The 23,218-nt window shown below is 63.2% G+C and carries 17 protein-coding genes; 10 read left to right on the top strand and 7 right to left on the bottom strand.

Annotated elements, in window-relative coordinates:
* The first annotated feature begins 4 nt into the window (after positions 1-4).
* Together acnD and prpF are read left to right on the top strand one after the other, a co-directional pair.
* Positions 5-2,614 carry a Fe/S-dependent 2-methylisocitrate dehydratase AcnD gene (acnD, locus tag ACODS1_RS05000; RefSeq protein WP_489084812.1) on the top strand — a complete coding sequence of 870 codons (2,610 nt, stop codon included), beginning with the start codon at positions 5-7 and terminating at the stop codon, positions 2,612-2,614.
* 132 nt (positions 2,615-2,746) lie between these two features.
* The gene (gene prpF / locus ACODS1_RS04995; RefSeq protein ID WP_489084768.1) at positions 2,747-3,934 is read left to right on the top strand and encodes a 2-methylaconitate cis-trans isomerase PrpF; all 1,188 of its coding nucleotides are present in this window, start codon (positions 2,747-2,749) and stop codon (positions 3,932-3,934) included.
* A 66-nt stretch (positions 3,935-4,000) separates the two neighbouring features.
* Here the strand turns inward: prpF and ppsR are convergent, their stop codons facing one another.
* Positions 4,001-4,819, bottom strand: coding sequence for a posphoenolpyruvate synthetase regulatory kinase/phosphorylase PpsR (gene ppsR, locus ACODS1_RS04990; protein ID WP_322977654.1), 819 nt, complete (start codon positions 4,817-4,819; stop codon positions 4,001-4,003).
* 259 nt (positions 4,820-5,078) lie between these two features.
* Here ppsR and ppsA point away from each other — a divergent pair, with 259 nt between their 5' ends.
* From ppsA to ACODS1_RS04950, 8 genes are all read left to right on the top strand, one after another.
* Entirely contained in the window at positions 5,079-7,451 is a 2,373-nt protein-coding gene (ppsA, locus tag ACODS1_RS04985; protein WP_322977655.1) for a phosphoenolpyruvate synthase, read from the top strand.
* A gap of 122 nt (positions 7,452-7,573) precedes the next feature.
* Positions 7,574-8,560: an alpha/beta fold hydrolase gene (locus ACODS1_RS04980; protein ID WP_489084767.1), complete on the top strand. Its 987-nt coding sequence runs from the start codon at positions 7,574-7,576 to the stop codon at positions 8,558-8,560.
* 162 nt (positions 8,561-8,722) lie between these two features.
* Positions 8,723-9,211, top strand: a complete 489-nt coding sequence (gene rraA / locus ACODS1_RS04975; protein WP_322977657.1) for a ribonuclease E activity regulator RraA — start codon at positions 8,723-8,725, stop codon at positions 9,209-9,211.
* A gap of 4 nt (positions 9,212-9,215) precedes the next feature.
* Positions 9,216-10,202, top strand: a complete 987-nt coding sequence (locus ACODS1_RS04970; RefSeq protein WP_489084766.1) for a zinc transporter ZntB — start codon at positions 9,216-9,218, stop codon at positions 10,200-10,202.
* A 55-nt stretch (positions 10,203-10,257) separates the two neighbouring features.
* Positions 10,258-10,500, top strand: a complete 243-nt coding sequence (locus tag ACODS1_RS04965; RefSeq protein WP_322977659.1) for a CrfX protein — start codon at positions 10,258-10,260, stop codon at positions 10,498-10,500.
* Position 10,501: 1 nt separating this feature from the next.
* Positions 10,502-11,326 (top strand): mechanosensitive ion channel family protein, encoded by an 825-nt coding sequence (locus tag ACODS1_RS04960; RefSeq protein WP_322977660.1) that lies wholly within the window; start codon positions 10,502-10,504, stop codon positions 11,324-11,326.
* A gap of 81 nt (positions 11,327-11,407) precedes the next feature.
* The gene (gene sigX, locus ACODS1_RS04955) at positions 11,408-11,998 is read left to right on the top strand and encodes an RNA polymerase sigma factor SigX (protein ID WP_489084765.1); all 591 of its coding nucleotides are present in this window, start codon (positions 11,408-11,410) and stop codon (positions 11,996-11,998) included.
* A gap of 108 nt (positions 11,999-12,106) precedes the next feature.
* Positions 12,107-13,090 carry an OmpA family protein gene (locus ACODS1_RS04950; protein WP_322977662.1) on the top strand — a complete coding sequence of 328 codons (984 nt, stop codon included), beginning with the start codon at positions 12,107-12,109 and terminating at the stop codon, positions 13,088-13,090.
* Positions 13,091-13,194: 104 nt separating this feature from the next.
* Here ACODS1_RS04950 and cobA read toward each other — a convergent pair whose 3' ends face one another.
* The 6 genes from cobA to ACODS1_RS04920 form a co-directional block, all read right to left on the bottom strand.
* A complete protein-coding gene (cobA, locus tag ACODS1_RS04945) occupies positions 13,195-13,938 on the bottom strand; it encodes a uroporphyrinogen-III C-methyltransferase (RefSeq protein WP_489084764.1) in 744 nt (247 codons plus the stop codon).
* Positions 13,939-13,949: 11 nt separating this feature from the next.
* Positions 13,950-16,667: a nitrate reductase gene (locus ACODS1_RS04940; RefSeq protein ID WP_489084763.1), complete on the bottom strand. Its 2,718-nt coding sequence runs from the start codon at positions 16,665-16,667 to the stop codon at positions 13,950-13,952.
* 69 nt (positions 16,668-16,736) lie between these two features.
* Entirely contained in the window at positions 16,737-17,045 is a 309-nt protein-coding gene (gene nirD, locus ACODS1_RS04935; protein ID WP_489084762.1) for a nitrite reductase small subunit NirD, read from the bottom strand.
* Positions 17,042-19,498 (bottom strand): nitrite reductase large subunit NirB, encoded by a 2,457-nt coding sequence (gene nirB / locus ACODS1_RS04930; protein WP_489084761.1) that lies wholly within the window; start codon positions 19,496-19,498, stop codon positions 17,042-17,044. Before nirB ends, nirD begins: the two co-directional genes overlap by 4 nt.
* A gap of 336 nt (positions 19,499-19,834) precedes the next feature.
* Positions 19,835-21,505 carry a bifunctional protein-serine/threonine kinase/phosphatase gene (locus ACODS1_RS04925; protein WP_489084760.1) on the bottom strand — a complete coding sequence of 557 codons (1,671 nt, stop codon included), beginning with the start codon at positions 21,503-21,505 and terminating at the stop codon, positions 19,835-19,837.
* The gene (locus ACODS1_RS04920; RefSeq protein ID WP_489084759.1) at positions 21,505-22,716 is read right to left on the bottom strand and encodes a nitrate/nitrite transporter; all 1,212 of its coding nucleotides are present in this window, start codon (positions 22,714-22,716) and stop codon (positions 21,505-21,507) included. Before ACODS1_RS04920 ends, ACODS1_RS04925 begins: the two co-directional genes overlap by 1 nt.
* Positions 22,717-23,218 lie beyond the last annotated feature (502 nt).

Here is a 23,218-nt window from a genome sequence, read left to right as displayed (position 1 = left end):
CACCGTGAATAGCCAATACCGCAAGCGCCTGCCCGGTACCGCGCTGGATTACTTCGACGCCCGTGAGGCAGTCGAGGCGATTCAGGCCGGTGCCTGGGACAAGCTGCCCTACACCTCGCGCGTGCTCGCCGAGCAACTGGTGCGTCGCTGCGAGTCGCAGGATCTGACCGCCGCGCTGGAGCAACTGGTCTACCGCAAGCGCGATCTGGACTTTCCCTGGTACCCGGCACGCGTGGTCTGCCACGACATCCTCGGCCAGACCGCGCTGGTCGACCTTGCCGGCTTGCGTGACGCCATCGCCGAGCAGGGTGGTGACCCGGCCAAGGTCAACCCGGTGGTGCCTACCCAGTTGATCGTCGATCACTCGCTGGCCGTTGAGGCGCCGGGCTTCGACCCGGACGCCTTCGAGAAGAATCGCGCCATCGAGGATCGCCGCAACGAGGATCGCTTCCATTTCATCGACTGGACGAAAACCGCGTTCAAGAATGTCGACGTGATCCCCGCCGGCAACGGCATCATGCATCAGATCAACCTGGAGAAAATGAGCCCGGTGATCCAGGCGCGCGGTGGCATCGCCTTCCCTGACACCTGTGTCGGTACCGACTCGCACACCCCGCACGTCGATGCCCTGGGCGTGATCGCCATTGGCGTCGGCGGCCTGGAAGCCGAGACGGTGATGCTCGGTCATCCGTCGATGATGCGCCTGCCTGATATCGTCGGCGTCGAGCTGACCGGCAAGCGCCAACCCGGCATCACCGCCACCGATATCGTGCTGGCGATCACCGAATTCCTGCGCAAGGAAAGGGTCGTGGGCGCCTGGGTCGAGTTCTTCGGCGAGGGGGCGGACAGCCTGTCCATCGGCGACCGTGCGACCATCTCCAATATGTGCCCCGAATACGGTGCTACCGCCTCGATGTTCTATATCGACGGCCAGACCATCGACTACCTCAAGCTCACGGGCCGCGAGCCGGAGCAGGTTGCGCTGGTGGAAAACTACGCCAAGACCCTGGGCCTGTGGAGCGACGCGCTGAAAACCGCCGAGTATGAGCGCGTGCTGCGCTTCGACCTGGGTAGTGTCGTGCGCAACATGGCTGGCCCGAGCAACCCGCACCGTCGCCTGCCGACCTCGGCGCTGGCCGAGCGTGGCATTGCCGACGAAGCCAAGCTGCAGAGCGGCAAGGTCGAAGAAGCCGAAGGTCTGATGCCGGACGGCGCAGTGATCATCGCCGCCATCACCAGTTGCACCAACACCTCCAACCCGCGCAACGTCATCGCCGCCGGCCTGGTGGCGAAGAAGGCCAACGCGCTGGGCCTGGTGCGCAAGCCTTGGGTGAAAACCTCCTTCGCGCCGGGCTCCAAGGTCGCCAAGCTTTATCTGGAAGAGGCCGGCCTGCTGCCGGAGCTGGAAAAGCTTGGCTTCGGCATCGTTGCCTACGCCTGCACCACCTGCAATGGCATGTCTGGTGCGCTCGACCCGGTGATCCAGAAAGAAATCATCGACCGCGACCTGTATGCCACCGCAGTCCTGAGTGGTAACCGCAACTTCGACGGTCGTATTCACCCCTACGCCAAGCAAGCCTTCCTGGCGTCGCCACCGCTGGTGGTCGCTTATGCGATTGCTGGCACCGTGCGCTTCGATATCGAGCAGGACGCGCTGGGCGCCAATGCCCAGGGCAAGCCGATCACGCTGAAGGACTTGTGGCCCAGTGATGAGGAGATCGACGCCATTGTCGCCGCCTCTGTGAAGCCCGAGCAGTTCAAGCAGATCTACATCCCGATGTTCGACCTGGGCAGCGTGCAGGAGGCCGAGAGCCCGCTGTACGACTGGCGCCCGATGAGCACCTATATCCGCCGCCCGCCGTATTGGGAAGGCGCACTGGCTGGCGAGCGCACGCTCAAGGGTATGCGGCCGCTGGCGATCCTGCCGGACAACATCACCACCGATCACCTGTCGCCGTCCAACGCCATCCTGGCGGACTCGGCAGCGGGCGAGTACCTGGCGAAAATGGGCCTGCCGGAAGAGGACTTCAACTCCTACGCCACCCACCGTGGCGACCACCTCACCGCGCAGCGTGCCACCTTCGCCAACCCGCAATTGGTCAACGAGATGGTCGTGGTCGACGGGCAGGTGAAGAAGGGCTCGCTGGCTCGCGTCGAGCCAGAAGGCCAGGTGATGCGTATGTGGGAAGCCATCGAAACCTACATGAACCGCAAGCAGAACCTGATCATCGTTGCCGGCGCCGACTACGGCCAGGGCTCGTCCCGCGACTGGGCGGCCAAGGGCGTGCGTTTGGCGGGTGTGGAAGTGATCGTCGCTGAAGGCTTCGAGCGCATCCACCGTACCAATCTGGTGGGCATGGGCGTGCTGCCGGTGGAATTCAAGCCAGGCACCACGCGCCTGACTCTGGGTCTGGATGGCACCGAAACCTATGACATTGAGGGGGATATTTCACCGCGCTGCGATCTGACCCTGGTGATCAATCGCCGTAACGGCGAGGTGGTTCGGGTGCCGGTGACCTGCCGGCTGGATACCGCGGCGGATGTCAGCGTGTACAAGGCCGGCGGTGTGCTACAGCGCTTCGCCAAGGACTTCCTCGACGGCGCGGTGGCTTGACCTGACGTGACATGCCGGCCCGTCAATGGGCCGGCATAACTCCCAACGGTGCACGTAGCCCGGATGCAATCCGGGGAGAACGGCGCCATCATTCCCGGATTGCATCCGGGCTACTTTTTCAGGGTTGCGTGTATGTCCCATTTGCCGCAAGTGAAAATCCCCGCCACCTACATCCGAGGCGGCACCAGCAAGGGCGTGTTCTTCCGCCTGCAGGATCTGCCCGAGCGCTGCCAGATACCGGGTGAGGCCCGCGACAAGCTGTTCATGCGTGTAATTGGCAGCCCCGATCCCTACGCCGCGCAGATCGACGGCATGGGCGGCGCGACCTCGAGCACTTCCAAGTGCGTGATCCTGTCGAAAAGCAGCCAGCCCGAGCACGATGTCGACTACCTCTACGGCCAGGTCTCCATCGACAAGGCTTTCGTCGACTGGAGCGGCAATTGCGGCAACCTGTCCACTGCCGCCGGCGCTTTTGCCATTCATGCCGGCCTGGTCGATCCCGCGCGGATCCCCGAGAGCGGCACCTGCGTGGTGCGCATCTGGCAGGCCAATATCCACAAAACCATCATCGCCCATGTACCGGTCACGGGTGGCCAGGTGCAGGAAACCGGTGACTTCGAGCTAGACGGCGTGACCTTCCCGGCCGCGGAGATCGTGCTGGAATTCCTCGACCCGTCCGACGACGGCGAGGAGGGCGGTTCGATGTTTCCCACGGGCAACCTGGTCGATGACCTCGAAGTGCCGGGCATCGGCACCTTCAAGGCGACCATGATCACCGCCGGCATCCCGACCATCTTCGTCAACGCCGAAGACATCGGCTACCAGGGCACTGAACTGCGCGAGGCCATCAACGGCGACCCCGCGCAACTGGCGCGTTTCGAGCAGATCCGTATTGCCGGCGCGCTGCGCATGGGCCTGATCAAGACGGCCGAAGAGGCGGCGACACGTCAGCACACCCCGAAGATCGCCTTCGTCAGCCCACCCAAGGATTACCGCACGTCCAGCGGCAAGGATATCAGGGCCGGCGAGGTCGACCTGCTGGTGCGCGCGCTGTCCATGGGCAAGCTGCACCACGCGATGATGGGCACCTGCGCGGTGGCCATCGGCACGGCGGCGGCCATACCGGGGACGCTGGTCAACCTGGCTGCGGGGGGCGGCGAGCGCGAGGCGGTGCGCTTTGGTCATCCATCCGGCACCTTGCGGGTCGGCGCGCAGGCCAGTCTGGTCGACGGCCAGTGGACAGTGACCAAGGCGGTGATGAGCCGCAGCGCGCGCATCCTGATGGAAGGCAGGGTGCGGGTGCCGGGCGGAAGTTTCTGACGGCGGAAGCTAGAAAGGGCTCGAAGTCTCGAGCCCTTTATCTTTTAAAACATGAGCTTGCGGTGATTATTTAAGGCGTCGCTCAACACCTTTCTCCACCAGAATCTTGGCCGAGATTTCCTCGACCGAGAAGTGCGTGGAGTTGATGAAGGCGATGTTCTCGCGGCGGAACAAGCCTTCCACCTCTCGTACCTCGAACTCGCACTGGGCGTAGCTGGCATAGCGGCTGTTGGGCTTGCGTTCGTGACGGATGGCGGTGAGGCGATCCGGGTCGATGGTCAGGCCGAACAGCTTGTCGCGGTATTTTTTCAGCGACTCGGGCAGTTGCAGGCGCTCCATGTCGTCTTCGGTTAGCGGATAGTTGGCTGCGCGGATGCCGTATTGCATGGCCATATAAAGGCAGGTGGGCGTTTTACCGCAGCGCGACACGCCGACCAGAATCAGATCCGCCTTGTCGTAGTAATGGGTGCGGGCGCCATCGTCGTTGTCGAGGGCGAAGTTCACCGCCTCGATACGCTCCATATAGTTGGAGTTCTGGCCGATGGAATGCGACTTGCCCACGGAGTAGGAGGAATGGGAGCTCAACTCCTGCTCCAGCGGCGAGAGAAAGGTGGAGAAGATGTCGATCATGAAACCATTTGCGGTATCGAGGATCGCACGAATATCGCGGTTGACGATGGTGTCGAAGATGATCGGGCGCACGCCGTCCCTTTCAGCGGCGGCATCGATTTGTTGTACCATGGCGCGCGCTTTATCGACGCTGTCGATATAAGGACGCGTGAGTTTGGTGAATTGAATATTCTCGAACTGCGCGAGCAGGCTCTGACCCAGGGTTTCGGCCGTGATGCCGGTGCCGTCGGAGATGAAGAAAGCGGTACGTTTCATTTGCGCCAAAGGCCTTAAGCTGAGTTCGATTCTTGGCTATGATAGGCCGCGTTTTTCGCCGGCCCCATGGGTTTCGGCATTGTTACTTATTCAAGGGCAAGGCGACAATCTTGCGGAGTAAGCCGCCAGAGCATCCAGCCCCCCAAGAATTTGTGCAAAGGCTTGCGAGCTAGAACCTGCTTTTAATGCAGCAGGGCCGAAGCGCAATTGGCTTTACGCGAATTCTGAGCTTTTCCAACATCTTAGTGGAGAGATCACCTTGGTAGAGTACGTAGTTTCCCTCGATAAGCTCGGCAATCACGATGTTGAGCATGTGGGGGGCAAGAACGCATCCCTCGGCGAGATGATCAGCAACCTGGCCGGCGCCGGCGTATCGGTTCCTGGCGGTTTCGCCACTACGGCTCAGGCCTATCGCGACTTTCTCGAGCAAAGCGGCCTGAACGCGCAGATTCACGCAGCGCTGGACAGCCTGGATGTCGATGACGTCAACGCCCTGGCCAAGACCGGTGCGCAGATTCGCCAGTGGGTGATGGACGCCGAGTTCCCCGCCGAGCTGGACAAGCAGATTCGTGAAGCCTTCGCCACCATGAGCGCTGGCAATGACAACATGGCCGTGGCCGTGCGTTCCTCCGCCACCGCCGAAGACCTGCCGGATGCTTCCTTCGCCGGCCAACAGGAAACCTTCCTCAACATCCGTGGCGTCGACAACGTGATTCGCGCCGCCAAGGAAGTCTTCGCTTCGCTGTTCAACGACCGCGCCATCGCCTATCGCGTGCACCAGGGCTTCGACCACAAGCTGGTCGCCCTGTCCGCTGGTGTGCAGCGCATGGTGCGTTCGGAAACCGGCACCGCCGGTGTGATGTTCACCCTGGACACCGAGTCCGGCTTCCGTGACGTGGTGTTCATCACCGGCGCCTATGGTCTCGGCGAGACCGTGGTGCAGGGCGCTGTGAACCCCGACGAGTTCTACGTGCACAAGCCGACCCTGGAAGCCGGCCGCCCGGCCATTCTGCGTCGCAACCTGGGCAGCAAGGCGATCAAGATGGTCTATGGCGACGAAGCCAAGGCCGGTCGTTCGGTCAAGACCGTGGAAGTCGACCGCGCCGAGCGCGCGCGCTTCTGCATCACCGACGCCGAGGTCAGCGAGCTGGCCAAGCAGGCGCTGATCATCGAGAAACACTACGGCCGCCCGATGGACATCGAGTGGGCCAAGGACGGTGACGACGGCAAGCTGTACATCGTGCAGGCCCGTCCGGAAACCGTGAAGAGCCGCGCCAGCGCCACCGTGATGGAGCGCTACCTGCTGAAAGAGAAGGGCACCGTGCTGGTCGAAGGCCGTGCCATCGGTCAGCGCATCGGTGCCGGCAAGGTGCGTGTGATCCACGACGTATCCGAGATGGACAAGGTGCAGCCGGGCGACGTGCTGGTCTCCGACATGACCGACCCGGACTGGGAGCCGGTGATGAAGCGCGCCAGCGCCATCGTGACCAACCGTGGCGGCCGTACCTGCCACGCGGCGATCATCGCCCGTGAACTGGGCATTCCGGCCGTGGTCGGCTGCGGCAATGCCACCAGCGTGCTGAAGGACGGCCAGGGCGTCACCGTCTCCTGTGCCGAGGGCGACACCGGCTTCATCTTCGAAGGTGAGCTGGGCTTCGACATTCGCAAGAATTCGGTCGACGCCATGCCGGATCTGCCGTTCAAGATCATGATGAACGTCGGCAACCCGGATCGCGCTTTCGACTTCGCCCAACTGCCGAACGAAGGTGTGGGCCTGGCCCGTCTGGAATTCATCATCAACCGCATGATCGGCGTGCACCCCAAGGCGTTGCTGAACTTCGCCAGCCTGCCGGCGGAGATCAAGGACAGCGTCGAGAAGCGCATCGCCGGCTACGGTGATCCGGTCGACTTCTACGTCGAGAAGCTGGTCGAGGGGATCAGCACCCTGGCCGCGGCCTTCTGGCCGAAGAAGGTCATCGTGCGCCTGTCAGACTTCAAGTCCAACGAATACGCCAACCTGATCGGTGGCAAGCTGTACGAGCCGGAAGAAGAGAACCCGATGCTGGGCTTCCGTGGTGCTTCGCGCTACATCAGCGAATCCTTCCGCGACTGCTTCGAGCTGGAATGCCGTGCGCTGAAGAAGGTGCGGGGCGAGATGGGCCTGACCAACGTCGAGATCATGGTGCCCTTCGTGCGTACCCTGGGCGAGGCGTCGCAAGTGGTCGAACTGCTGGCCAGCAATGGTCTGGCCCGTGGTCAGGATGGCTTGAAGGTCATCATGATGTGCGAGCTGCCGTCCAACGCCATCCTGGCTGAGGAATTCCTCGAGTTCTTCGACGGTTTCTCCATCGGTTCCAACGACCTGACCCAGCTGACCCTGGGCCTGGATCGCGACTCCGGCATCGTCGCCCACCTGTTCGATGAGCGTAACCCGGCGGTGAAGAAGCTGCTGGCCAATGCCATCGCTGCCTGTAACAAGGCTGGCAAATACATCGGCATCTGCGGCCAGGGCCCATCCGACCATCCGGATCTGGCCAAGTGGCTGATGGAGCAGGGCATCGAGAGCGTGTCGCTGAACCCGGACTCGGTGCTCGATACCTGGTTCTTCCTCGCGGAAGGCGCGTCGGCCTAAGCGTCGCGGGTAGTGACGAAAAAGGGCGGGTCTAACCCGCCCTTTTTCGTGCTTGGCGTAATGGGCTCAATGCCCGTTTCGAGTTTTTTTCATGGCAAGTCGCCGGTGCGGTCGTCCGATTCATGCAAAGCAGCAGTGAGCTTTTCCCCGTAGCGCTGATCAGCGCCGAATTGCGCGGAGATCTGAGTGAAGATGTCTATCGCCTCAAACCCAACAACAGCCCCGACCCCAGCGTCGAATTGGCACTGACTCGACTGGGTCGAGCCACTGAGGATGCTGGGCGCGGCGTGCCGGTCGTGTTGCTGCATGGCAGCTTTTCCAATCGACGCTTCTGGTATTCGCCTCGTGGCATTGGTCTTGGCGCCTATCTGGCGCGAGCCGGTTTCGACGTTTGGATCGCCGAGATGCGGGGGCACGGCCTGTCGCCGCGTAACCAGAACTATCGTCACAACAGCGTGGCGCAGTACGTGCGCTACGACCTGCCGGCCATCGCCGATTTCGTCTATGAACAGACCGGGCAGGCGGCGCATTGGCTGGGGCATTCCCTGGGTGGCGTGATTCTGACCGCCGCACTGGGTGGTCGCTATCTGGACGACAGGCGGGTTCGCTCTGCTGCCCTGTTCGGCAGTCAGATCAGCCGGCAATACTGGCCGTTGAAGATTCCGCTGGTGGAATGGGGCGCACGGTTGGCGTTGCGTGCCTTTCCTTATCTGTCCGGCAGGCGATTGAAGCGCGGGCCGGAAGACGAGCCGATCGGCATTGCACGTGAAACCATGCGTTGGCTGGGGCTGTTCGGTCGTTTCGGTGACCGCGAACATGACTGGTGGGCGGGGCTGGCGGAGGTTCGTCTGCCGGTTCTGGCGGTAAGTGCGGCCGGCGATCAGCAGGATCCCGCCTGGGCCTGTCGCAAGCTTTTGCAGCAGTTCAGCGAGGCGTCTACGGCATTTCTCCTGCTGGGCAAGGACAGCGGTTTCTCCAGCGACTTCGGCCATATCGAAATGCTGGTCAGCAAGGAGGCGCAGTCCGAAGTTTGGCCTCAGGTCGAGTACTGGCTGAGGCATCTGCAACTGCCCCAGGCGCTCGAGGTTCCCGAGAAGGCCATGGCATGACGGCGTTTCTTCGGACACGGCATCCCGGTAAGATGTGACGCCCGACGCGGCGCCGGTCATTCTCCGGGCGCGCCGTCGAGATGATGTTCACCAATCGCTGTCTCATCGAGGTACCTGGTTCGCGCTCGCGCTCGCCAGCTCCAGCTCAAGAGGAGTCTTGCCATGCACTACATCACCCCAGACCTGTGCGATGCCTATCCTGACCTGGTTCAGGTGGTTGAGCCGATGTTCGCCAACTACGGCGGTCGCGATTCCTTCGGGGGGCAGATCGTCACCATCAAGTGCCATGAAGACAACTCTCTGGTGAAAGAGCAGGTGGATCTGCCCGGTCAGGGCAAGGTGCTGGTGGTCGATGGCGGCGGCTCGCTGCGTCGCGCGCTGCTGGGTGACATGCTGGCCGAGAAGGCTGCCAAGAATGGCTGGGAAGGCATCCTGGTGTACGGCTGCATCCGTGACGTCGACGTCATCGCTCAGACCGATCTTGGCGTGCAGGCGCTGGCCAGTCATCCGATGAAAACCGACAAGCGCGGCATCGGTGACCTGAACGTACCGGTCACCTTTGGTGGGGTAACCTTCAAGCCGGGCGATTATCTGTATGCCGACAACAACGGCGTGATCGTATCCCCGCAAGCCCTGAGCATGCCGGATTAAACCTATGGTGGATCAGGATTCGGCGCTGCTGCATGCCTTCGTGCTCGACGGGCATGGTGGCGCGCGCAGTATCGAGCGACAGTCGCTCGATGATCTCCAGCTCGGTGAGCAGGAGAGCCTCTGGCTGCATTGGGATCGTAGTCAGCCTCAGTCGCAGCGCTGGTTGCGCGAGCGCAGTGGGTTGGACGAATTCAGTTGCGACCTGCTGCTGGAAGAAAACACCCGGCCGCGCCTATTGCCGCTGCCGGACAACGAGTTGCTGGTGTTCCTGCGTGGCATCAACCGTAATCCGGGCGCCGAGCCCGAGGACATGGTTTCGGTGCGTATCTTCGCCGATGCGCGGCGGGTCATCTCGCTGCGTCTGCGCCCATTGCTGGCTACCGATGCACTGATTGCCGATCTGCAGGCTGGCAAGGGGCCGCGGACGGCGTCCGAACTGTTGCTGGAGTTGGCCAGGCACCTCACCAGTCGCGTCGACGATCTGGTGGCCGAACTCAGCGAGCAGCTCGATCTTGAAGAAGATCGACTGGATGATGACGAGCGTTATCGGCCCGATCACGGCCTGATGCTGCAGGTTCGGCGCAGAGCCGCCAGTCTGCGGCGCTTTCTGGCGCCGCAGCGTGATCTCTATGCGCAGCTTGCGCGCAATCGCCAGCCCTGGTTCGTCGAAGATGACGACGACTACTGGAACGAGCTGAACAACCGTCTGACGCGTTATCTCGAGGAGCTGGAACTGGTTCGCGAGCGCGTCAGCCTGGTGCTCGAAGCCGAGAGCCAGCGCATGAGCGAACGCATGAACCGCATCATGTACCGCTTCACCGTGATCACCGGCATGTTTTTGCCGTTGACCTTCCTCACCGGCCTGCTGGGCATCAACGTAGGCGGCATACCGGGCGCGGACAACCCCACCGGTTTCTTCCTCGCTTGCGGCCTGATGGTGCTCCTGGCCGTCGTGCAATTGCTGCTCTATCGCCGCTGGCGTTGGCTATGAACTGTGACCCGTCCCGCGCTTCGGGCGTCTAGCCCAGACATCCTGTGAGGTGCCCATGCACGATCCATTCGAAGAATCCCTGCGCGATCTGCTCAAGTCGACGCCGTCGGCTCGCGATGATGACGCCTGCCTGCATCGGGTGCTGAAAACCGCCAACCGTCAGGTGGGTGCCGGCGATCTGTTCAGTCTGCTGGGCCATTGGCTGCAGGCGTTGATGATCGCCTTGAACAATGGCTCGGCGCATGTGGCGCCGGTGCGCCGTACACCATCCTCTGCTTCTGCTGATAAGGCCGATTGAAATGGAACTCGACCCCTGGACTCAAAGCCTGATTTCCGCCATGACCGCCCTGTGGACCAAGGTGGCGGGGTTCATTCCCAATCTGTTCGTCGCTCTGGTGCTGGTGCTGCTGGGTTTCGTCGTGGCCAAGCTGCTCGATACGCTGCTGTCGAAACTGCTTAACAAAGTCGGTCTTGACCGCCTGATGGCCGGTACGGGCCTGACCAAGATGCTGGCGCGTGTTGGCATCCAGGTTTCGGTCTCGACCCTGATCGGCAAGATCGTCTACTGGTTCGTGCTGCTGATCTTCCTGGTGTCGGCAGCCGAATCGCTCGGTCTGCAGCGTATTTCCTCGACCCTGGACGTATTGGCGCTGTATCTGCCCAAGGTATTTGGTGCGGCGCTGGTGCTGCTGGCAGGCGTACTCCTGGCGCAATTGGTCAGCAGCCTGGTGCGCGGCGCGGCCGAGGGTGTCGGGCTGGACTATGCGCAGGGGCTGGGTCGAGTGGCCCAAGGCCTGGTGATCATCATCAGCATCTCCGTGGCCATCGGCCAGTTGGAGGTCAAGACCGACCTGCTCAACAACGTCATCGCCATCGTGCTGATTTCCGTGGGCCTGGCGGTGGCTTTGGCACTTGGTCTGGGCAGTCGGGACATCGCCAGCCAGATTCTGGCCGGCATTTATGTGCGCGAGTTGTTCCAGGTCGGGCAACAAGTGCGCGTGGGCGAGGTCGAAGGACAGATCGAGGAGATCGGTACGGTGAAAACCATCCTGCTGACCGACTCCGGCGAGCTGGTTTCGGTGGCCAATCGCGTGATGCTCGAGCAACGCGTCAACAGTCGCTGACAGCAATCTGGTATTTTATGCAGCTGCCCGGCGGGATGACCTGCCGGGCACTTTTCGTCCTGTCCGTCGGCCCGACCTGTTTTGAACAACGCTCAAACCCTGCCCACGCGTTATGACCCCCGCGAGCTCACCGATGAGGAGCTGGTGGCGCGCGCTCACGACGAGCTGTTTCATATCACGCGTGCCTATGAAGAGTTGATGCGCCGTTACCAGCGCACCCTGTTCAACGTGTGCGCGCGCTATTTGGGGAACGAAAGGGACGCTGACGATGTCTGTCAGGAGGTGATGCTGAAGGTTCTATATGGTCTGAAGAACTTCGAAGGTAAATCCAAGTTCAAGACCTGGCTTTACAGCATCACTTACAACGAATGCATTACGCAGTATCGGAAAGAGCGCAGAAAGCGTCGATTGATCGACGCGCTAAGTCTGGATCCGCTCGAAGAGGCTTCCGATGAAAAGGCTCCCAAAGTCGAGGAGCGTGGCGGTCTGGATCGCTGGTTGGTGCACGTCAACCCGATCGACCGCGAGATTCTGGTGCTACGTTTTGTCGCAGAGCTCGAGTTCCAAGAGATTGCCGACATCATGCACATGGGCTTGAGCGCTACGAAAATGCGCTACAAGCGAGCATTGGACCGGTTGCGGGACAATTTTTCGGAAACGTCCGAAACTTAGTTCAGCTTTCCGACCACTAAGGGGAGGGCGAACCCTGCTAAAATCGCCGCCAAGTTGCCGACCGCATTATCCGGCGACTTATTAACCACCAAGATGGGGATTTAACGGATGAAAGTAAAAAACACCTTGGGCGTCGTCATTGGCTCTCTCGTTGCCGCAACTTCCTTCGGCGCGCTGGCACAAGGCCAAGGCGCTGTCGAGGTGGAGGGCTTCGTCAATCGCTACTTCGCCGACTCTCAGCGTGACTTCGCTCACGATGAAGGCAACCTGTTCGGCGGCAGCGTTGGCTACTACCTGACCGATGATGTCGAACTGGCTCTGTCCTACGGCGAATACCACGACCTGCGTGGCGAAGGCGCTGCTGGCAGCAAGAACATCAAGGGCAACCTGACCGACCTGAAGGCCATCTACCACTTCGGCCAGCCGGGTGTAGGTCTGCGTCCTTACGTGTCTGCCGGCTTCGGCCATCAGAGCATTGGTGATGCCAACGACGGTGGTCGTAACCACTCGACGCTGGCCATCGCTGGCGCTGGTGCCAAGTACTACTTCACCGAGAACTTCTACGCCCGTACCGGCGTTGAGGCTCTGTACAACATCGACCAGGGCGACACCGAGTGGCAAGCTGGCGTCGGTGTCGGTCTGAACTTCGGTGGCGGCAGCAAGCCGGCCCCGGCTCCGGCTCCTGTAGCCGCAGCTCCGGAGCCGATGCCTGAGCCAGCTCCGGAACCGGCTCTGGAAACCGTTCGTGTTGAGCTGGACGTCAAGTTCGACTTCAACAAGGATCGCGTGAAAGAAGAAAGCTACGGTGACATCAAGAACCTGGCTGACTTCATGAACCAGTACCCGCAGACCACCACCACCGTTGAAGGCCACACCGACTCCGTCGGTTCCGACGCCTACAACCAGAAGCTGTCCGAGCGTCGTGCCAACGCTGTGCGTAACGTACTGGTCAACCAGTACGGCGTAGACGGCAGCCGCGTGAACACTGCCGGCTACGGCGAAACCCGCCCGGTAGCTGACAACGCTACTGACGCTGGTCGTGCCATCAACCGTCGCGTTGAAGCCGAAGTAGAAGCCCAGATCAAGCAGTAATGCTTCTGGTGCTGTAAAGAGAAACCCGGCCTCGGCCGGGTTTTTCTTTTTCTGCTCAAAAACGGCCCGCCAAGTGGCGGCGAGCAAACGGCGGTTGCACCTGCTCAGGCATGCAGACGCTGGTGCATGCCACGTGCTGTGCTGGCTCGGGCGACTTCGCCTATCACCAGGATGGCCGGGCTCTTCAGGGCAAATGCCGTGGCGTCATCCTGCATGGCTGCGAGGCTGCTGCGGCATTCACGCTGCTGCGGCAGTGAGGCGTTCTCGATCATCGCCACCGGCATCGAGCTGCTCATGCCGCCGGCGAGTAGACCGCTCTGGATATCCGCCAGTTTGGCCACGCCCATATAGATGACCAGCGTCGTACCGCTCTGGGCCAAGGCCTGCCAGTTAAGCGAGCTGTCGTCCTGGGTGTGGGCGGTGACCAGCGTCACGCCACGCGCCACGCCGCGCAACGTCAGGGGGATACCGCAGTGTGTGGCACCAGCCAGGCCTGCAGTGATGCCGTTGACCAATTCCACCTCGATGCCATGTGCTTGCAGCCACTCGGCTTCCTCGCTGCCGCGACCGAAGATGCACGGGTCGCCGCCTTTCAGCCTGACCACGCATTTGCCCTGGCGCGCATAGCGCAGCATCAGGCGATGGATGAAGGCCTGCGGAGTAGAGCGGCAGCCGCCGCGCTTGCCCACGGCAACGATGCGTGCGCCGGGGCAGTGCTCCAGCACGGCGGGGTTGACCAGATCGTCGATCATCACCACCTCGGCCTGACCCAATGCTTTCACCGCCTTGAGGGTCAGCAGTTCGGGGTCGCCGGGGCCGGCACCAACCAGCCAGACTTTTGCGCTCATATCAGGTTCCTCTAGGCGTGTACGGCTGCCGGCTGGCGAGCCAGCAGGCGCTTGATTTCGGGGACGCAGGAGCCGCAACTGGTGCCGCACTTGAGCGTCTGTTTGAGGTCGTCGAGATCCAGGCCGCGTTCGATGCCGGCGCACACCGCGCCTTCGCTGACGTTCAGGCAGTTGCACAGAATCTTGCCGCGCGGGGTTGCTTCGGCATTGCCTGGCGGCGCGGAAACCGGGGCGAGCAGCCAGCGCCGCAGTTCGGCATCGGCCTGGCCGTCCCGCCACAGTCCCTTGAGCCATTCGCTGGCGGCGGTTTCGCCGGCCAGGCGGATACTTTGGATACGACCGTCCTCGATGCGCACACGTTTTCCGACTGCGCGACGCGGGTCGTCGTAGGCCAGAACCGGCCCTTCGTGCAGGCATAGTAGGCGGTCGATCTGCGCCAACAGCTCGGGCGGCGGCGCCACGGCACAGGCGGCGCGGATCAGCAGGGCTGGGCGTTCGCGGCCGGTAGGGGTGAGGCTGGCATAGGCGAAGTCTTCGAGCAGCGGGCGCAGGGCCTCGAAGCGTGTCTGCACCTCGCCCTCGACCAGGGCGAACAGCTGCCAGGGCAACTCGACCTTGTCCACTTCGACGCCGGCATGCTTGAGCTCCGGCTGTTTGGATAGCGGGTCGAAGGCGGGCTGGGTCAGCACATTGGTGCCCAGCCCCTTGAGGAAACGATCACCCCAGTGCATCGGCAGCCAGGCCTGGCCGGGGCGTACCGATTCGTCGGCTTGTACCGGCAGGATCAGGCTGCCGCGACGGCTGCGTAACTTGACCAGGTCGCCATCGTTGAGGCGCCTGCGCCGCAGCTCATCCGGATGCAGGCCGAGCACGGCGGCCTCGACATGGCCAAACAGGCGTGCGGCAGTGCCGGTGCGGCTCATGCCGTGCCACTGATCGCGCAGGCGACCGGTGTTGAGGGTCAGCGAATAGCGCGCCTCGCGTTTTTCCTTCGGCGCGCGGTACGGGTCGGCATGGAACTGTGCGCGCCCGCTGGCGGTGGGGAAGCGGCCGTCGCCATAGAGACGCGCGGTACCCCGGCGTGCGCCGGGCGGAAATGGCCATTGTTGGGGGCCCTGGTCATCCAGCAACGCGTAGCTCAGCCCCGAGAGGTCTAAGTCGCGCTGGGCGGTCAGGTGCTTGTATTCCTCGAACAGCGCTTCGCTGCTGGGGAAATCGAACAGGCTGGGCAGGCCGGGGCGGAGAAGAGTTTCCAGGCGACGGGCAAAGTCGCAGGTGATCGACCAGTCTGGCCGCGCCTCTGCGGGCGCTGGCACGGCGCGGCGTACATGGCTGACGCGGCGCTCGGAGTTGGTCACTGTGCCTTCCTTTTCGCCCCAACTGGCGGCGGGCAGAAGCAGGTCGGCGTAGCGGCAGGTTTCGGTGGTGAAGAAGGCTTCCTGCACCACCACGAAGGGGCAGCCAGCCAGGGCTTCGTGCACCTTGCTCTGGTTCGGCAGCGACTGTGCCGGGTTGGTACAGGCGATCCATAACGCCTTGATGCGCCCGTTGTGCAAAGCATCGAACAGCTCGATGGCGGACAGGCCAGGCGTCTCCGGCAGGGCGTCAACGCCCCAGTAGCGTGCCACTTCGGCGCGATGCTCGGCATTGTTGGCCTCACGGTGCCCTGGCAGCAGGTTGCTCAGGCTGCCCGTCTCGCGGCCGCCCATGGCGTTGGGCTGACCGGTGAGGGAGAAGGGGCCGGTACCGGGCTTGCCGATCTGCCCGGTGGCCAGGTGCAGGTTGATCAGCGCGCTGTTCTTCGCCGATCCGGCACTGGACTGGTTCAGACCCATGCACCACAGCGAGAGAAAGCTCGGTGCCTGGCCGACCCAGCGGGCACAGGTCTGCAGCGCCTCGCGGTCGATGCCGCAGATGTCGGCGACCGCGGCGGGGGTGTAGTCGCGCACCAGCTCCTTCAGCGCCTCGAAACCCTGGGTGTGGGCGTCGATGTAGGTGCGGTCGATCCAGCCCTCCCAGAGCAGGATATGCAGGATGCCGTGGAACAGTGCGACGTCGGTACCGGGCAGGATCGCCAGATGCAGGTCGGCCAGCTCGCAAGTGTCGGTGCGTCGTGGGTCGATGACGATCACCTTCATCTCCGGGCGGCGCGCCTTGGCCTCTTCCAGGCGGCGGAACAACACCGGATGGGCGTAGGCCATATTGGAGCCGGCGATCAGCAGGCAGTCGCTTTGCTCGATGTCCTCGTAGGAGCAGGGCGGAGCGTCGGCGCCGAGGCTGCGTTTGTAGCCGACCACGGCGCTGGACATGCACAGGCGCGAGTTGGAGTCGATGTTGTGGGTGCCGACCAGGGCGCGGGCCAGCTTGTTGAAGGCGTAGTAGTCCTCGGTCAGCAACTGGCCGGAGATGTAGAAGGCGACGCTGTCCGGGCCATGTTCACGAATGGTTTCAGCGAAGATTGCCGTGGCGTGATCGAGGGCGCTGTCCCAGTCCGTGCGGGTACGGGCCAGGCCCTTGCCCAGACGTAGCTCGGGGTAGAGAGCGCGGGCGTCGAGGTCGCCGGTCAGGTGCAGTGTCGAGCCCTTGCTGCACAGTTTGCCGAAGTTGGCCGGGTGGCTGGGGTCGCCGGTGACGCCGAGGATCTGCTCGCCGTCGTGCTCGATCAGCACGCCACAGCCCACGCCGCAGTAGCAGCAGGTGGAGGCAGTGACTTGAGTGGGGCTGGCCATGGTCGTGGTTCCTGCGGAAAACGGGAAAAGAGTGGGAGGTGTCGCGGCTAAAGCCCCTCCCAGACGGCGTTAGGCGAAGGCCAGCAGTACGCGGCCGTTTTCCACCCGGGCGTGGTGTCGATGGGCACAGCCCACGTCCGGCGCCACCGCGGTGCCGCTGTCCAGCTCGATCTGCCAGTTGTGCAGCGGGCAGGCCACGCGCTTGCCGTAAATCAGCCCCTGGGACAGCGGGCCGCCCTTGTGCGGACAGCGGTCGTCGAGGGCGAAAACCTCGTCGTCGCCGGTACGGAAGATGGCGATATCGCCCTTGGGGCCTGTAACGATGCGCGAGCCCAGCGGGTTGATTTCGTCCAGGGCGCAGATATCCAGCCAGTTCATACCGTGGCCTCCTCGAGTTGCACGACCTTGATGGGGTCGAATTCCTTCTTCAGTTGCGGCGTCTCGATGCGCTGCTTCCACGGATCCTGCTCGAACGACAGGGCGTAGTGCAGGCGTGCGGCCAGGGCCTTGCGGTTGGCCTCGTCTTCGATCACCGCCTTCTTGATGTGCTCCATGCCGACACGCTGCAGGTAGTGCACGGTGCGTTCGAGGTAGAAGGCTTCCTCGCGGTAGAGCTGGAGGAAGGCGGCGTTGTATTCACGCACCTCTTCGGCGGTCTTGACCTTGACGAAGAACTCGGCCACCTCGGTCTTGATCCCGCCGTTGCCGCCGATGTACAGCTCGAAGCCCGAATCCACACCGATGATGCCGACGTCCTTGATGCCGGCCTCGGCGCAGTTGCGCGGGCAGCCGGAGACCGCCAGCTTGACCTTGTGCGGTGACCACATGTTGAACAGGTCGTGCTCAAGGTCGATGCCCAGTTGGGTGGAGTTCTGCGTACCGAAGCGGCAGAACTCGCTGCCGACGCAGGTCTTCACGGTGCGGATGGACTTGCCGTAGGCATGGCCGGAGGGCATGTCCAGCTCCTTCCACACGGCCGGCAGGTCTTCCTTCTTGATGCCGAGCAGGTCGATGCGCTGGCCGCCGGTGACCTTGACCATGGGCACGTTGTACTTGTCGGCGACGTCGGCGATGCGCCGTAGCTCGGACGGATTGGTCACGCCGCCCCACATGCGCGGCACCACCGAATAAGTGCCGTCCTTCTGGATATTGGCGTGGGCGCGTTCGTTGATCAGGCGCGACTGCGGGTCGTCCTTGGCCTCGCCTGGCCAGGTGGAAATCAGGTAGTAGTTCAGCGCCGGGCGGCAGGTGGCGCAGCCGTTGGGCGTGCTCCAGTTGAGGAAGGTCATGGTCTGCGCCATGGAGGTCAGGTGCTCGTCGCGGATGGCCTTGCGGATTTGCCCATGGTTGAGGTCGGAGCAACCGCAGATGGCCTTCTCGCTCTTGGGCTTGACGTCCGCCGCGCCGCCCACGGTGCTGATCAGGATCTGCTCCACCAGGCCGGCGCAGGAGCCGCAGGAGCTGGCGGCCTTGGTGTGCTTTTTCACCTCGTCGACCGAGAACAGGCCGTTTTCCTGGATGGCTTTGACGATGGTGCCCTTGCACACGCCGTTGCAGCCGCAGATTTCCATGCTGTCGGGCATGTTGGCGGTCTTGTCGGCGCCCTGGTGACCGACGTCGCCGATGGCGCCCTCGCCGAACATCAGGTGGTCGCGAATTTCGCTGACATTGTGGCCCTCGCGGATCTGGCGGAAGTACCAGCCGCCATCGGCGGTGTCGCCATACAGGCAGGCGCCGACCAGCACGTCGTCCTTGATCACCAGCTTCTTGTACACGCCGCCGATGGGGTCGGAGAGGGTGATGGTCTCGGTGCCTTCGCCGCCCATGAATTCGCCGGCGGAGAACAGGTCGATGCCGGTGACCTTGAGCTTGGTCGAGGTCACCGAGCCCTGGTAGCGCGAGTAGCCGAACTGGGCCAGGTGGTTGGCGCAGACCTTGGCCTGCTCGAACAGCGGCGCCACCAGGCCGTAGGCGATACCACGGTGGCTGGCGCATTCGCCGATGGCGTAGACGCGTGGGTCGAAGGTCTGCAGGGTGTCGTTGACCAGGATGCCACGGTTGCAGGCGATGCCGGCGCTTTCAGCCAGTTCGCTGTTGGGTCGGATGCCGGCGGCCATCACCACCAGATCGGCCGGAATGACCTCACCGTCCTTGAACTTCACTGCACAGACGCGGCCTTCGCCATTGTCCAGCAGTTCGGCAGTGTGCTTGGGCAGGAGGAACTTCAGGCCGCGATCTTCCAGGGATTTCTGCAGCAGCTTGCCGGCGGTGCTGTCGAGCTGACGCTCCAGCAACCAGTCACCGATATGCACTACGGTGACGTCCATGCCGCGCAGCTTGAGGCCGTTGGCCGCTTCCAGGCCGAGCAGGCCGCCGCCGATGACCACGGCATGCTTATGGGTCTTGGCGGTGTCCATCATCATGCGCGTGTCGGCGATGTCGCGGTAGCCGATCACGCCCTGCAGATCCTTGCCCGGAATCGGCAGGATGAAGGGGTTGGAACCGGTGGCGATCAGCAGGCGGTCGTACTCGGCCTCGCTGCCATCGTCGGCGATCACCCGGCGCGCCTTGCGGTCGATCTTGACCACCTTGCGTCCGAGCAGCAGCTTGATGCCGTTATCGGCGTACCAGTTCAGATCGTTGAGTACGATCTCTTCGAAGGTCTGCTCGCCAGCCAGTACGGGGGAGAGCAGGATGCGGTTGTAGTTGGGATGCGGTTCGGCACCGAACACGGTGATGTCGTAAAGATCGGGGGCAAGCTTGAGCAGCTCTTCGAGGGTGCGTACACCCGCCATGCCGTTGCCAATCATCACCAGCTTGAGTTTTTGCATGCCGGCTGTCTCCTGGAGGAAAAATCACGGAAACCTGGTCGCCGTAATGACGAGCCAGAAAGGGTTGCCGCCAGGAACCGCCGGGAACAAAAAAGGCGTCCCGCCAGTTGCCTAGCGAGGACGCCTTTGTCCAAATCCCGAACTATCGGGCAGTGCGCTCTCTTCGTTGAAAGCGCGCTTTAATCGGTTGTAGCAGTCGTGATGCAGCGCTTGTGCCAAGTTTTCGAAAGCAGGTTGTTTCGGGCCTTGAATGCTTTTGGCAGATTTTTCTGGCGGTACCTGCGCACCGTTTCGGATCTTCTGGCTTTAAGTTGGTGCGCGGAAATGGCGCCAGGGTTAAAGCAACAGCGTGACGATCAGGATGATGTTCAGCAGCAGCGAGACGAGCGCCAGTGTGCGCCAGACCAGTAGCGGCTCGCGTTCGAGCAATGGGCGCGGGCGCACGGATAACGACAGGCGCTCGCCTTGCTCCAGGGCCAGCAGCCATTGCTCTGCGGTTTCGAAGCGCTGGGCCGGGTCATTGGCCAGGGCGCGGGCGAGGATTTCGTCGAGCCAGGCGGGCAGATCCGGGCGGTAGCGGCTGGCGGCCGCGGCCTGGCCGAAGCGCGGGCGCTGAAAGGCTTCCACTTCACCGTGTGGATAGTGTCCGGTCAGCGCTTGATAGAGCGTCACGCCGGTAGCGTAGAGATCCTGGGCCATGCTCGGCGGCGCCCCTGCGTATGCCTCCGGGGCGATATAGCTGGGCGTGCCAGGCACGCCATGAGTGTCTTCTGCCGACAGGCCGGGGCAATAGGCCAGGCCGAAGTCCAGCACGCGCAGCACGCCGTCATCGCCGAGCAGCAGGTTTTCCGGCTTGATGTCGCGGTGCAGGATGTTGCGCCGGTGCAGCAGCCCGATGGCCTTGATCAGATCCGCTGCCAGCAGGCGCCAGTCCTCCAGTTGCATAGGCCCCTGGCTGTGCAGGCGTGCCGCCAGGGTTTGGCCTGGATACTCACGCTGCACGTAGTACAGGTGCTGACGCTGTGGCAAGGCGTGCAGCTGTGGAAAATGCGGCCCCGCGATGCGCCGCAGAAACCATTCCTCCTGCAGCAGGGCGGGCCCGGCTTCGGCCTCCTCGTGGCGTTCCACGGGCAGCGTCTTCAGCAGCCATGACTGGCCTTGATCATCGCGTACCCGGTACATGAGCGATTGGCGTGAGGCGTTGAGCAGGCCCGCGATGTGCCAGCCTTCGAAGCGCTGGCCAGCGCGCAGGGGGGGCGGCAGCGGCCAGTGTTCCAGTTGTGCCAGGGTATCGGCGAGAGAGGCGTCTGGCAGTCGTTCGACCCTGACCAGCAGAGCGCTGGCGTTGTCCTGACTACCTGCATGGTGCGCCTCTTCGACCAGGCTGGCGCAGATGGCCTCTGGCGCGTCCTCGCGCTGCAGTGCGCGTGTCAGTGCCGGTTCGCCGAGTGTGGCCCAGATGCCGTCGCTGAGCAGCAGGAAGGCATCACCAGGCTGCAGCTCGCCGTCCCGGTAGTCCACCACCAAATGCTGATCCAGGCCGAGCGCGCGGGTCAGCACGTGCTGCATGCCGGGTTGCTCCCACACATGCTCTTCGGTCAGGCGCAGCAACTGGCCGTCGCGCCACAGGTAAGCGCGGCAATCACCGACATGGGCAAGAAAGTAATGCCGTCCGCGCAGCACCAGTGCCGTGAGTGTGGTCAGTAGCGGCTGGCCGCCGCCGTTGGCTTGCAGCCAGCGATTCTGCGCCAGCAGCAGGCGATCCAGGCTGTGCTGCACCGGCCAGGTTTCCGGCGTGGCGTAGTAATCCAGCGCCAGCGCCTGCAGCGTTGCGCGCGAGGCGAGTGCACCGTCTGCGCACTGACTGACGCCGTCAGCCAGTGCGCAGAGGTAGCCCTTGCTGGCGGCCAGCGCGGGAGCCGGGGTGACCACACGCAGGGCGTCCTGGTTATCACTGCGCGGGCCACTGGCGCTGGCTTCGCCCGTGGCCAGTTGCAGGCTGCTCATCACACCCGCGCAGCGGTGAGGGCGGCACTGCCCCAGGTGGTGCGCCAGCGCTGTTTGACGCCATGCAGGCCGACCCAGGCCAGCACGCCCAGGCTGGCGAACAGCCACAGACCGAGCTGATAGTCACCGCTATGCTGCTTGATGGCGCCCAGGCCGGCCGCCAGCAAGAAACCGCCAATGCCGCCCGCCATGCCGATCAGGCCGGTCATTACGCCAATTTCCTTGCTGAAACGCTGTGGCACCAACTGGAACACTGCACCATTACCGGCGCCGAGGCCGAGCATGGCGACGACGAACAAGGCCAGTGCCGCGTTTGAACTGGGCAGGTTGAAGCCAACGATGGCAATGCACGACGAGGCGATGGCATACATCATCAGTAGACTGCGGATGCCGCCGATGCGATCGGCCAGCGCGCCGCCCAGTGGGCGCAGCAGGCTGCCAGCGAAGACGCAAGCCGCCGTGTAGTAGCCGGCAGTCACCGGGTTGAGCTGGTATTGGTCGCTGAAGTAGCCGGGCAGGGCACTGGCCAGGCCGATGAAGCCGCCAAAGGTGATGCTGTAGAAGAACATGAACCACCAGCTATCCCGATCACCCAGGGCTTTGAGGTAGTCAGCGAGCGCTTTGGGTTTGGGGCGGTTGGGGGCGTTGCGTGCCAGTAAGGCAAAGACCACCAGCGTCACCAGCAGCGGTAGCAGTGCCCAGCCGAAAACGTTCTGCCAGCCGAACAGGGTCGCCAGGCCCGGGGCGAACAGCGCCGCCAGCACGGTGCCGGAATTGCCCGCGCCGGCGATGCCCATGGCCTTGCCCTGGTGCTGTGGCGGGTACCACTGCGAAGCCAGTGGCAAGGCCACGGCGAAGGAAGCCCCCGCGAAGCCGAGGAACAGCCCCAGCAGCAAGGCCTGTTCATAGCTGCCGATGCCGATTCGCCAGGCACCGAACAGCGCCACGATGACCATCACCTGGCCGATCAGCCCGGCGGTTTTGGGCGAAAGTCGATCCGCGAGAAAACCCATGAGCAGGCGCAGTACCGCCCCGGCGAGAATCGGCGTGGCCACCATCAGGCCGCGTTGCTGGGCGTTCAGTTGCAGGTCGGTGGCAATCTGCACGGCAAGCGGGCCGAGCAGGTACCAGACCATGAAGCTCAGGTCGAAATAGAGAAATGCTGCAAACAGGGTTGGGGCATGGCCGGCCTTCCAGAAACTCGTGTTCATCGATCACCTCGTCAGCTTGATGAGCCCGACAGACAGGGACGCGTGAGAGTGGACACGGCGGCCTTGCCTGCTGAGCTACGCGTATTGGCGCAGTTCGTGGCCAGGGCCACAGCAGGTTCGAACGAATGGCGAGGGCTCGTATCAGGAGACCGACGCCAGCCCCGAGCATTGGGGCGGGCACAAAAAACGCCGCTCCACCACAAGCCCTGAGGCTGGGTGAGGCGACGTCGTTGTCGTGCGGAAGGTGGCCGCCGTTGGCTACCTTGGAACCAATCTAGCAAGAGGCGCGCCAGAAGATGCTAGCGCCGCTGGCGCGGGTTTCCTGGATGTGCAGGCCGTCGATGTGCGGTGCCTTCTGCTCCGCATTGGGGCGCTCAGCGCTGCGCTTGCACCGTTGCGCTGCCGGTGGCGGTCGCGGTTGCGTGCGTGGGCTGGGGCAGGACGAGAAGCGGCCAGGCCGACAGGCTGGCGATCAGGGCAGCACGTTGAGCTCGTTTGCGCA

The sequence above is a fragment of the Pseudomonas sp. FG29 genome, assembly GCF_057809355.1.
Note: the sequence above shows the minus strand (reverse complement) of the source record. Positions and strands in the feature narration are given on the sequence as shown.